The sequence below is a fragment of the Streptomyces cacaoi genome, assembly GCF_006539165.1.
Classification (GTDB): Bacteria; Actinomycetota; Actinomycetes; order Streptomycetales; family Streptomycetaceae; genus Streptomyces; species Streptomyces cacaoi.
On the sequence record NZ_BJMM01000034.1, the window covers coordinates 65576 to 77999 of the forward strand.

8 protein-coding genes are annotated in these 12424 nt (G+C 72.6%); all 8 read left to right on the plus strand.

Annotated elements, in window-relative coordinates; translation table 11 throughout:
- The first annotated feature begins 120 nt into the window (after window positions 1-120).
- The 8 genes from SCA03_RS25680 (at window position 121) to SCA03_RS25715 (ending at window position 12084) form a co-directional block, all read left to right on the plus strand.
- Window positions 121-1302 (plus strand): ROK family transcriptional regulator, encoded by a 1182-nt coding sequence (locus tag SCA03_RS25680; RefSeq protein ID WP_030887484.1) that lies wholly within the window; start codon window positions 121-123, stop codon window positions 1300-1302.
- Between the two features lie 521 nt (window positions 1303-1823).
- Window positions 1824-3308 carry a sugar ABC transporter ATP-binding protein gene (locus SCA03_RS25685; RefSeq protein ID WP_086817369.1) on the plus strand — a complete coding sequence of 495 codons (1485 nt, stop codon included), beginning with the start codon at window positions 1824-1826 and terminating at the stop codon, window positions 3306-3308.
- A 37-nt stretch (window positions 3309-3345) separates the two neighbouring features.
- Window positions 3346-4380: an ABC transporter permease gene (locus tag SCA03_RS25690; protein ID WP_030887490.1), complete on the plus strand. Its 1035-nt coding sequence runs from the start codon at window positions 3346-3348 to the stop codon at window positions 4378-4380.
- Complete coding sequence (locus SCA03_RS25695; protein ID WP_030887493.1) at window positions 4377-5438, plus strand: substrate-binding domain-containing protein; 1062 nt, start codon at window positions 4377-4379, stop codon at window positions 5436-5438. Before SCA03_RS25690 ends, SCA03_RS25695 begins: the two co-directional genes overlap by 4 nt.
- Before the next feature lie 199 nt (window positions 5439-5637).
- Window positions 5638-6822: a Gfo/Idh/MocA family protein gene (locus SCA03_RS25700; RefSeq protein ID WP_030887496.1), complete on the plus strand. Its 1185-nt coding sequence runs from the start codon at window positions 5638-5640 to the stop codon at window positions 6820-6822.
- Between the two features lie 9 nt (window positions 6823-6831).
- Entirely contained in the window at window positions 6832-7830 is a 999-nt protein-coding gene (locus SCA03_RS25705; protein ID WP_030888463.1) for a sugar phosphate isomerase/epimerase family protein, read from the plus strand.
- A gap of 442 nt (window positions 7831-8272) precedes the next feature.
- Window positions 8273-10744, plus strand: a complete 2472-nt coding sequence (locus tag SCA03_RS25710; RefSeq protein WP_230988917.1) for a PQQ-dependent sugar dehydrogenase — start codon at window positions 8273-8275, stop codon at window positions 10742-10744.
- A 14-nt stretch (window positions 10745-10758) separates the two neighbouring features.
- Window positions 10759-12084 (plus strand): ThuA domain-containing protein, encoded by a 1326-nt coding sequence (locus SCA03_RS25715; protein WP_037850177.1) that lies wholly within the window; start codon window positions 10759-10761, stop codon window positions 12082-12084.
- The last annotated feature ends 340 nt before the right edge of the window (window positions 12085-12424 follow it).

The window sequence follows — 12424 nt, forward strand, 5'->3', positions numbered from 1 at the left end:
GAAAAAGTCGTACCGGTTCCCGCACAACTTCTTCCCAACCTCGGGCACCGCTGCTACGTTCCCCGTGAAATCCCGTACAGGAAGCCGGAGATGACGGCTGGAGGGGCAGCGGTGAGGCGCATGACAGCACGGCCCGCGAACGCGCACCAGGCGCGACTTCTCCGCCTGCTGCGCGACGGTGGACCGCGCTCGCGCGCCGAACTGGGCGATCGCGTCGAGCTGTCCCGCTCCAAGCTGGCCGTCGAGGTCGACCGGCTGCTGGAGACGGGGCTGGTCGTCGCCGACGGGCTGGCCGCCTCCCGCGGCGGCCGGCGCTCGCACAACATCCGGCTCGCGCCCCAACTGCGCTTCCTCGGCGTCGACATCGGCGCCACCTCCGTCGACGTCGCGGTGACCAACGCCGAGCTGGAGATCCTCGGCCACCTCAATCAGGCCGTCGATGTGCGCGAGGGCCCGGTCGCCGTCTTCGACCAGGTGCTGACGATGGTGGCCAAGCTGCGCGACTCCGGCGTCGCCGAGGGCTTCGACGGCGCGGGGATCGGGGTGCCCGGGCCCGTCCGGTTCCCCGAGGGCGTGCCGGTCGCGCCGCCCATCATGCCCGGCTGGGACGGCTTTCCCGTCCGCGAGGCCCTCAGTCAGGAGCTGGGCTGCCCGGTGATGGTCGACAACGATGTGAACCTCATGGCCACCGGCGAGATGCACGCCGGAGTCGCCCGCAGCGTACGGGACTTCTTCTGCGTCAAGATCGGCACCGGCATCGGCTGCGGCGTCGTCGCCGGCGGCGAGGTGCACCGGGGCACGACGGGCAGCGCCGGGGACGTCGGGCACATCCAGGTGGAGCCGGACGGCAGGCAGTGCGCCTGCGGCAACCGGGGCTGCCTGGAGGCGTACTTCGGCGGTGCCGCGCTGGCCCGGGACGCCGAGGAGGCCGCACGGGACGGCCGTTCGGCCGAGCTGGCGCGGCTGCTGGAGGCGAAGGGCCGGCTCACCGCCGCCGATGTCGCCGTGGCGGCCTCGGCGGGCGACGGCACCTCGCTCGATCTGATCCGCGCCGGGGGCGCCCGGGTCGGTCAGGTCATCGCGGGCCTCGTCAGCTTCTTCAACCCGGGGCTGGTCGTCATCGGCGGCGGTGTCACCGGTCTCGGGCACACGCTGCTCGCCAGTATCCGCACCCAGGTCTACCGCCAGTCGCTTCCCCTGGCGACCGGCAATCTTCCCATCGTGCTGGGCGAGTTGGGCCCGGTCGCGGGGGTGACGGGCGCCGCCCGGCTCACCAGCGACCACCTGTTCTCCCCGGCGTAGGGCGAAACCGCCCCCGAGGAACGGCGCGACCGCCGAGAGGAAGGCGTCACCGCCGCGAGGAACGGCGTCACCGCCGTGAGGAACGGCGCGACCGCCCCGAGGAACGGCGCGACCGCCGCCACGACGGCGGCACCGTCCGGCACGCCGCGCACCACGCCCGGCGCGCCCGCACCACCGCACCTGTCGTACGGCACTTGCCGTACCGCACTCGCCGTACGGCACCTGTCGTACCGCACCTACCGCACGGCACCTGCCGTATGGCACCTGTCGCACACAGCACCGCACACCGGCACGGCGCACCAACGCACCCTCACCGCACGCCCGCACGTCCACGGCACGCCCGCACGTCCCCACGCCCGCACGTCCGCACGCCCGCACGGCGCACCCGCGCACCTCACCCCCGCACGGTCGGCGCCCACGTCGACGGCGCGGCACCCCGGCGCGGCCCGGCACGGCCCGGCGCGGGGGCCGTCGTGCTCTGCCCGTACGTCCCGAACGGAGGCCCCACGGTGTTGCTCACGATGTCAGGGATCACCAAGACCTTCCCGGGGGTGCGCGCGCTCGACTGGGTCGACCTCGATGTCGAAGAGGGCGAGGTGCACTGCCTGTTGGGCCAGAACGGTGCCGGCAAGTCCACGCTGATCAAGGTGCTGGCCGGGGCGCACCAGCCGGACTCCGGCGAGATCACCTGGCAGGGCAGGCCGGTGAGGCTCCCGACGCCGGTGGCGGCCATGCGGCTGGGCATCGCCACCATCTACCAGGAGCTGGACCTCGTCGAGCACATGTCCGTGGCCGAGAACATCTTCCTCGGGCACGAGGTGGCGACCCGTGGGCTGGTGCGCCGGCGCGCGGCGCAGGAGCGGGCCGCCGAACTCCTCGGCCGGCTCGGGCACGGCGGGATCGACCCGCGCACCCCGGTGGGCCGGCTGTCCGCCGCCGGCGCGCAGGTCGTCTCCATGGCCCGCGCCCTCTCGCACGAGGTCCGGCTGATCGTGATGGACGAGCCGTCCGCCGCGCTGGACCCGGACGAGGTCGACAACCTGTTCAGGATCGTCGGGGACCTGACCGCTGACGGCGTCGCCGTCGTCTACATCTCGCACCGGCTGGAGGAGATCCGCCGGATCGGCGACCGTGTCTCCGTCCTCAAGGACGGCCGGGTCGCCGCCCGCGATCTGCCGGCCCGCACCACACCGACCGAGCAGCTCGTGGCCCGGATGACCGGGCGCGAGGGCCGCTCGGCCTTCCCGGAGCGGCCGGCGGCGCCGGCCACGGCCGCACCGGTGCTCACGGCCGAAGGGCTCGCGCGCGAGGGCGAGTTCGAGCCGCTCGACCTCCGGCTGCGTCCGGGCGAGATCACCGGCCTGGCCGGGCTCGTCGGCTCGGGGCGCTCGGAGATCCTGGAGACCCTCTACGGGGCCCGGCGGCCCACCGCGGGGCGGGTGCTGGTGGACGGCAGGCCGCTGCGGCCCGGCAGCATCGCCTCCGCCGTCCGGGCGGGCATCGGGCTGGCGCCGGAGGAGCGCAAGTCGCAGGCGCTGCTGATGCTGGAGTCCGTCACCCGCAACGTGTCGCTCTCCTCGCTGCCCCGGTTCTCCCGCGCCGGCTGGCTCGACCGGTCCCGGGAGGGCGGCGCCGCCCGCCGGCACACCCGCGATCTGGCGCTGCACCCGGACGACCCGGAGCGTCCCGTGCGCACCTTCTCCGGAGGCAACCAGCAGAAGGCCGTACTGGCCCGCTGGCTGCTGCGCGGCTGCCGGGTGCTGCTGCTGGACGAGCCCACCCGCGGGGTGGACGTGGGCGCGCGGGCCGAGCTGTACGCGGTCATCCGGCGGCTGGCGGACGAGGGGGTGTGCGTGCTGCTGGTCTCCAGCGAGCTGCCGGAGGTGCTGGGGCTGGCCGACCGGGTGCTGGTGCTGCGCGAGGGCCGTGTCGTGCACACGGCGCCCGCCCGCGAACTGGACGAACACCGAGTGCTGGACCTCGTGATGGAAGGAAGTCCCACGTGACACGGGCCGTCTCCGCAACCCCCAGAGGTGACACGACGTGAACCCGACCCAGGACCAGACCGCGCCCGCCGCCGCACCGGGGCCGGGCCCCGATTCCGCCCCCGGGCCGGGCCCGCGCCGTCGGCCGCGGATCGCGGGCGGCCGCCTCGACCTGCGCCATCTCTCGCTCATCGGCGTGCTCGTGGCCCTGGTGGTCGTGGGCGCGCTGACCAAGCCGGACCAGTTCCTGGACGTCGACAATCTGCGCCTCATCCTCACCCAGGCGTCGGTGATCGGTGTCGTCACCGTCGGCGTCACCTTCGTCATCATCGGCGGCGGCATCGATCTGTCGGTCGGTGCGATCGTCGCGCTCGCCTCGGTGTGGGCGACGACGGTGGCCACCCAGGAGTTCGGGCTGGGCGGCATGCTGCTGTGCACACTGCTCGTCGGGCTGGGCTGTGGGCTGGTCAACGGGCTGCTCGTCGCCTACGGGCCGATGGTGCCGTTCATCGCCACGCTCGCCATGCTCGCCTCGGCCCGGGGGCTCGCGCTCCAGATCAGCGACGGCAAGACCCAGGTCGTCTCCGTCGACGCCGTCCTGGACCTGGGTGTCGAGGACAGCTATGTGCTGGGCGTCCCGCCGATCGTGCTGGTCTTCCTCGCCGTCGGCGTCGTCGGGTGGCTCGTCCTCAACCGGACGACGTTCGGGCGCCGGACGGTCGCGGTGGGCGGCAACCCGGAGGCGTCCCGGCTGGCGGGCATCGCCGTCAAGCGGCAGCGGCTGCTGCTGTATCTGCTGTCCGGGCTGTGCTGCGGCATCGCCGCCTTCCTGCTGATCGTTCTGACCGGCTCCGGCCAGAACACCAACGGCAATCTGTACGAACTCGACGCCATCGCCGCCGCGATCATCGGCGGCACCCTGCTCAGCGGCGGCCGGGGCACGATCCTCGGCTCCGTCCTCGGCGTCCTGGTCTTCACCACGATCACCAACCTGTTCGCCCTCAACAACCTCCAGACGGACGTCCAGCAGATCGCCAAGGGCGCGATCATCGTCGCGGCCGTCCTGGTCCAGAAGGGTCGGGTCACCTCATGAGTTCCACGCCACGCGCCCCGGGCGGCGCCACGAGCCGCAGAAACATGCTCTTCGGCACCGCGGCGGCGGGGGCCGCCCTGTTCGCCGCCGGCTGCACCAGCAACGAGAGCAACGAGTCGGCCGAGGAGAGCGGTGCCGCGGGCGTCGCCGACGACAAGCCCGGCAAGAAGGTCACCATCGGCTTCGCCGGGCCGCAGGCCGACCACGGCTGGCTGAACGCCATCACCACACAGGCGAAGAAGCGGGCCGAGAAGTACGAGGACGTGCGGCTGGAGGCCACCGAGGGCTCCAACGACAACGCCACCCAGGTCGGCCAGATCGACACACTGATCAACAAGAAGGTCGATGTCCTCGTCGTGCTGCCCGCCGACGGCAAGGCGCTGACCCAGGCCGGGCTCAAGGCGATGCGCGCGGGCATACCCGTCGTCAATCTCGACCGGGTCTTCGCCTCGCAGAAGGCGTACCGCTGCTGGATCGGCGGCGACAACTACGGGATGGGCCTCAACGCCGGGCACTTCATCGGCGAACAGCTCAAGGACAGGAAGAAGGCCAAGGTCGTCGAGCTGGCCGGGGTGGACAACCTGGAGCTGACCCGGCAGCGCACCAAGGGCTTCGACGACGCGCTCAAGAGCTATCCGAACATCGAGAAGGTCGCCCGGCAGGCGGCCGAGTTCACCGTCGAGTCGGGCCAGTCGAAGATGTCCCAACTGCTGCGTGCGCAGCAGCGGTTCGACGCCCTGTGGAACCACGACGACGACCAGGGCGTGGGCGCGCTGCGGGCCATCGAGCAGGCCGGACGCGACGAGTTCCTGATGGTCGGCGGCGCCGGCTCGAAGCGTGTCATGCAGGCCATCAAGAAGGACGACAGCGTCGTCAAGGCCACCGTGCTCTACCCGCCGACCATGGCCGCCTCCGCCATCGATCTGGCCCGCGCCCTCGGCCAGGGCAAGGGCATCGGCGGCATGGCCGAGTTCGAGATCCCCGCCTCCCTCACCCTGTACTCCGCCGTCGTCTCCAAGGAGAACGTCGACCAGTACCTCCCCATCGGCTTCACCTGACGGGCCCGCGCCGCCGTCCGGCCGTCCGTCACCACCGGCCGGCGGCCGCGAGCCGCCCCCACCGTCCCGGCCCGCGGGGACCGCACACACCGGCACACGCACCGGCAGGTGCGCACCGGCACACGCTGCCGCCCCGCCCGGCCACGCACCGGGGTCCCGAAGACCCGGGAACCCGGCGAGATCCCGACAGGGAGGATCCATGTCGAACGACGACAGCACCGCGCCCGCCACCGCCGCCCGCCTGGGCGTGGGCATGGTCGGCTACGCCTTCATGGGCAAGGCGCACTCCCAGGGCTGGCGCACCGTCGGGCGCGTCTTCGACCTGCCCGTGCGGCCGGTGATGTCCGCCGTGTGCGGCCGCGACCCCGGCGCCGTGCGCGCCGCGGCCGGCCGGCTGGGCTGGGCAGCCGCCGAGACCGACTGGCGCGCGCTGCTGGCCCGCGACGACGTGCACCTCGTCGACGTGTGCACACCGGGCGACAGCCACGCCGAGATCGCCGTGGCCGCCCTGGAGGCGGGCAAGCACGTGCTGTGCGAGAAGCCGCTGGCCAACACCGTCGCCGAGGCCGAGGCGATGGCGGCGGCGGCGCACGCCGCCCGGGCCCGCGGCCAGGTCGCCATGGTCGGCTTCAACTACCGCCGCACGCCCGCGCTCGCGCTGGCCCGCGCCATGATCGCCGCCGGCCGTGCCGGGACGGTGCGGCATGTGCGGGTCCAGTACCTCCAGGACTGGCTGGTCGACCCCGAGCACCCGCTGGAGTGGCGGCTGCGCCGCGAACTGGCCGGCTCCGGCGCGCTCGGCGACCTGGGCGCGCACGCCGTCGACCTCGCCCAGCACCTCACCGGCTCGCTGCTGACGGCCGTCTCCGCGCAGACCGAGACCTTCGTACGGGAACGCCCGCTGTCCGGCGGCGGCACGGGCCCCGTGACGGTGGACGACGCCGCCGTCTTCACCGGCCGGCTGGACTCCGGCGCGCTGGCCTCCTTCGAGGTCACCCGGGTCGCCGCCGGACGGAAGAACGCGCTGCGCATCGAGGTCAACGGCACCCTCGGCACCCTCGCCTTCGACCTGGAGCGCCTCAACGAGCTGGAGTTCCACGACCACGCCCAGCCCGGCTCCGAGGCCGGGTTCCGGCGCATCCTCGCCACCGAGCACGACCACCCCTATCTGGAGGGCTGGTGGCCGCCCGGCCACGGCCTCGGCTACGAGCACACCTTCACCCACCAGGCCCGCGATCTGCTGCACGCCGTCGCGGACGGCACCCAGCCGCTGCCGTCCTTCGACGACGGGCTCCAGGTGCAGCGGGTACTGGCCGCGGTGGAGGAGAGCGCGGCCGGCAACTGCGTGCTCACGCCCGTCGCCGCTCCCGCACCCACGTCCTAGGAGGTCACCGTGGCACGGAAGTTCACCCTGTTCACCGGCCAGTGGGCCGACCTGCCCCTGGAGGAGGTCTGCCGGCTCGCCGCCGACTTCGGCTACGACGGGCTCGAACTGGCCTGCTGGGGCGACCACTTCGAGGTCGACCGGGCGCTGAACGAACCCGGGTACGTCGACGGGCGGCGGCAGCTGCTGCACAAGTACGGCCTGGAGTGCTGGGCCGTCTCCAACCACCTCACCGGCCAGGCCGTGTGCGACCACCCGATCGACGAGCGGCACCGCGCGATCGTCGCGCCGCGCATCTGGGGCGACGGCGACCCCGAGGGCGTCCGGCAGCGGGCGGCGGCCGAGATGAAGGACACGGCGCGGGCCGCCGCGGCGCTCGGTGTCCGGACGGTCGTCGGCTTCACCGGCTCGTCCATCTGGCACCTGGTGGCGATGTTCCCGCCCACCCCCGCGGACATGGTCGAGCGCGGCTACCAGGACTTCGCCGAGCGCTGGAACCCCATCCTGGACGTCTTCGACGCGGAGGGCGTCCGCTTCGCGCACGAGGTGCACCCCAGCGAGATCGCCTACGACTACTGGACGACGCAGCGCGCCCTGGAGGCCGTCGGCCACCGGCCCGCCTTCGGGCTGAACTTCGACCCCAGCCACTTCGTGTGGCAGGACCTCGACCCGGCCGGGTTCCTCTACGACTACCGGGACCGCATCTACCACGTGGACTGCAAGGAGGCCCGTAAACGGCTGGACGGCCGCAACGGGCGGCTCGGCTCGCACCTGCCGTGGGGCGACCCGCGGCGCGGCTGGGACTTCGTCTCGGCGGGGCACGGCGACGTCGCCTGGGAGGACGTCTTCCGGATGCTGCGCGCCATCGGCTACGAGGGCCCCGTCTCCGTCGAGTGGGAGGACGCCGGGATGGACCGGCTCACCGGCGCCCCCGAGGCGCTGGCCAGGCTGCGGGCGTTCGACCACGAGCCGCCGGCCGCCTCGTTCGACGCGGCCTTCGGCAACTGAGGCCGCGCGCGGTCCCGCACGACGGGAGCCGCGCGGCGCGGTGTCCGGCGGCCGGAGCCACCCTGTGCGGGCTTCCGGCGGCCGGACCGGGCGGTCCGCGCCACCACGGGCCGCCCCCTGCCCGGCCGGGCCCCCGCCTCCGCTCCGGGGGCCCGGTCCGCGGCACGCTTTGTCCTGCCCGAGGACAAATCCAACTTCCCCTGTGTCAAAGGGGTTTCCGCACCGGACAAACCCGGCTACGGTCCTTGAAGCGTCATCCACACAGCGGTCACCGGCACGACGGCGCGACCGCATCCGAGGCACCCGAGCCTCCCCCTCCACAGGGCTCGGACGGGGACCACCCCCGCGACCGGCGCGACGGCGCGCGCCTGTGAAGCACACGGCACGACGGCACCCCCATGTACACACCCGTCACCCACCGTTACCTTCCAGGAGGAGACGCGTGCACAGGACATCCCGCAGGACCCGCAGCCCGCGCAGACAGCGGCGCTCCCGGCTGACGGCCTTCGCGACCGCGCTGCTCGTCGGCGCCGCGACCGCCGTCGGCGTCCCCCTCTCCCAGGCGGCCGGGCCCGACCCCGCCGCGAAGGCACCGGCGGCGGAGGACTTCCAGCAGGTCACCCTCGCCAAGGGCGTCGCCGAGACGGGCGAGCCCATGACGATGGCCGTCCTGCCGGACCGCTCCGTCCTGCACACCGCCCGCGAGGGCACCCTGCGGCTCACCGACGCCGACGGGGACACCAAGGTGGCCGGCGAACTGGACGTCTACAACCATGACGAAGAGGGCCTCCAGGGCGTCGGCGTCGACCCGGGCTTCGAGCAGAACCGCTTCGTCTACCTGTACTACGCGCCGCCCATGGACACCCCCGAGGGCGACGCACCCGACACCGGAACCGCCGAGGACTTCGCGAAGTTCGACGGCGTCAACCGCCTCTCCCGCTTCGTCCTGAAGGAGGACGGCACCCTCGACGAGGGCAGCGAGAAGAAGATCCTCGACGTTCCCGCCAGCCGCGGCACCTGCTGCCACGTCGGCGGCGACATCGCCTTCGACTCGAAGGGCAACCTGCTGCTGTCCACCGGGGACGACTCCAACCCCTTCCAGTCGGACGGCTTCACGCCCATCGACGAACGCCCGGACCGCAACCCGGCCTTCGACGCCCGGCGCTCCGCGGGCAACACCAACGACCTGCGCGGAAAGATCCTGCGCATCAAGGTCCAGGAGGACGGCGGCTACACCGTCCCCGAGGGCAACCTGTTCGCGCCCGGCACCGAGAAGACCCGGCCCGAGATCTACGCCATGGGCTTCCGCAACCCCTTCCGGATGACCGTCGACAAGAAGACCGACACCGTCTACGTCGGCGACTACGGGCCGGACGCCGGCGCCGCCGACCCGGACCGGGGCCCCGCCGGGCAGGTCGAGTTCAACCGCGTCACCGAGGCCGGGAACTTCGGCTGGCCCTACTGCACCGGCGACAACGACGCCTACACCGACTACGACTTCGCCACCGGCACCCCCGGCGAGAGCTTCGACTGCGCCGCGCCGAAGAACACCTCGCGGCACAACACCGGCCTCACCGACCTGCCGCCCGCACAGGCCGCCTGGATCCCCTACGACGGCGCCTCCGTCCCCGAGTTCGGTGACGGCTCCGAATCCCCCATGGGCGGGCCCGTCTACCGCTACGACGAGAACCTCGACTCCGATGTGAAGTTCCCCGAGAGCTACGACGGCGACTTCTTCGCCGGCGAGTTCGGGCGCAAGTGGATCAAGCGGATCGAGCAGACGGCGGACGGCTCCGTCGAGAAGATCAACGACTTCCCGTGGTCCGGCACCCAGGTCATGGACATGGACTTCGGCCCGGACGGCGCTCTGTACGTCCTCGACTACGGCACCGGCTACTTCGCGGGCGACGAGAACTCCGCGCTCTACCGCATCGAGAACGCCACCGACGGACACAGCCCCGTCGCCCAGGCCAAGAGCGACACCACCAGCGGCCAGGCCCCGCTGGAGGTCGCGTTCTCCTCGGAGGGCACCACCGACGCCGACGGCGACGAACTGAAGCTCACCTGGGACTTCGGCGACGGCGCCACCTCCGACGAGGCCGACCCCACCCACACCTACGAGGAGAACGGCACCTACACCGCCACCCTCACCGCCGAGGACCCCGGCGGCCGCACCGGCACCGCCAGCGTGCACCTCACCGTCGGCAACACCGCACCCACCGTCGAACTCAAGCTGCCCGCCGACGGACAGCCCTTCACGTTCGGCGACGAGGTGCCCTTCGAGGTGCAGGTGACCGACCCCGAGGACCCGCAGATCGACTGCTCCAAGGTCGAGGTGACCTACATCCTCGGACACGACAGCCACGGCCACCCCATGACCTCCGCCAAGGGCTGCGAAGGCACCATCAAGACCCAGGCCGACGGTGAACACGACCCCAACGCCGACATCTTCGGCGTCTTCGACGCCACCTACACCGACGGCGGCGCCGCCGGCCAGCCCCCGCTCACCGGCAAGGACGAGAGCATCCTCCAGCCCAGGCACCGCCAGGCCGAGCACTTCACCACCTCCGCCGACGGCGTCACCACCGGCGACGTCGCCGGAGCCGAGGGAGGCAAGGCCGTCACCGGCGCGCAGAACGGCCAGTGGATCGCCTTCGAGCCCTACGTCTCCAGCGGGCTGACCAAGGCCACCGCCCGGGTCAAGGCAGCGGCCGAAGGCGCCGTCGAGATCCGCGCCGGCGCCCCCGACGGTCCCGTGCTCGGCACCGCGCAGGTCACCCCCGGCGACGACTGGGCCGAGGTGAGCACCGACCTGGAGGCCGGACCCGCCGACGCCTCCGCCCTCTACCTCACCTTCACCGGCGGCGACGGAGCCCTGTTCGACCTCGACAGCTTCACCGTCACCACGGCATGAGGAGGCGCGCCACGATGAGAACCCGCCTGGCCGTGACCGCCGCGGCCCTCCTGCTGGGCAGCTTCGCCCTGCCCAGCCAGGCGGCGGAGCCCCCGCAGGACGACCCCGAGGACGCCAAGGTCCTCGTCTTCTCCAAGACGGCCGGCTTCCGCCACGACTCCATCCCCGACGGCATCGCCGCCGTCCGGCAACTCGGCAGCGAGCACGGCTTCACCGTGGACGCCACGGAGGACGCCACGGCCTTCACCCCGCAGAACCTCGCGGGCTACGACGCCGTCGTCTTCCTCTCCACCACCGGCGACGTGCTCGACGACACCCAACAGGCCGCCTTCGAGGGGTACATCGCCGACGGCGGCGGCTATGCCGGGGTGCACGCCGCCGCCGACACCGAGTACGACTGGCCCTGGTACGAGGGGCTCGCCGGCGCCTGGTTCGACTCGCACCCCGCGATCCAGTCCGCCACCGTCCACGTCGAGGACCGTGCCCACCCGGCCACCGGCCACCTCCCCACCGAGTGGCAGCGCACCGACGAGTGGTACAACTACCGCTCCAGCCCACGCCAGGACGCCCGCGTCCTCGCCACCCTCGACGAGGGCTCCTACACCGGCGGGAACATGGGCGAGGACCACCCCATCGCCTGGTGCAAGCGCTACGAGGGAGGCCGCGCCTTCTACACCGGCGGCGGCCACACCAAGGAGTCGTTCACCGACGACGCCTTCCGCCGCCACCTCCTCGGCGGCATCCGCTACGCGGCCGGCCTCCAACAGGCCGACTGCCGCCCGGAGAACGGCTACACCCCCCTCTACGACGGCCACGGCCTCGACGGCTGGAGCCAGGCAGGACCCGGCGGCTTCGAGGAGAGCGAGGACGGCACCCTCACCAGCCGCGGCGGGATGGGCCTGCTGTGGTACTCCCAGAGAACGTTCGGCTCCTACTCGCTCAAGGCCGACTGGAAGATGACGGGCGACGACAACTCCGGCATCTTCCTGGGCTTCCCACCCTCCGACGATCCCAACTCGGCCGTGGACAACGGCTACGAGGTCCAGATCGACGCCACCGACGTCGACGAGAAGACCACCGGCTCCGTCTACGGCTTCCAGTCCGCCGACCTCGCCGCCCGCGACGCCGCACTCAACCCGCCGGGCGAGTGGAACACCTACGAACTCCGCGTGGAGGGCGAGCGGCTCCGCGTCTACCTCAACGGCACTCTCATCAACGACTTCACCAACACCGACCCTGCCCGCAGCCTCACCGACGGCCACATCGGCCTCCAGAACCACGGGGACGGCGACGAGGTCGCCTTCCGCAACGTCCGCATCAAGGAACTGGGCGCGGGGTGAACACCCCCTGCCCACCAGCCCCCTGCCGGGCCGCAGCCCTGCGCGGCCCGGCAGGGCCCCCGTGTGCGCCGGGCCCGAGGGGGGCCGGGCACACACGGCACACCGGGCGGCGGGCCCCGACCGCCGAACGGAACCCGCCGCCCGGCCAGGCCCCGCCCGTCTTCCCTTCTGCCCCAGTGGCCCCAACCCATCGCCAACAGGCGCGATATGAGCAACCAGGGCGCCACGGGGCGGGGGTCTCCTAGAGGGGGCGGAGCCCCCTGTAGCGGGGGGCTGTCGGGGGGCAGAGCCCCCTGACGCCCGGCCGGCGAGGCCAACGGGGAAAGGGGCGAAGCCCCAT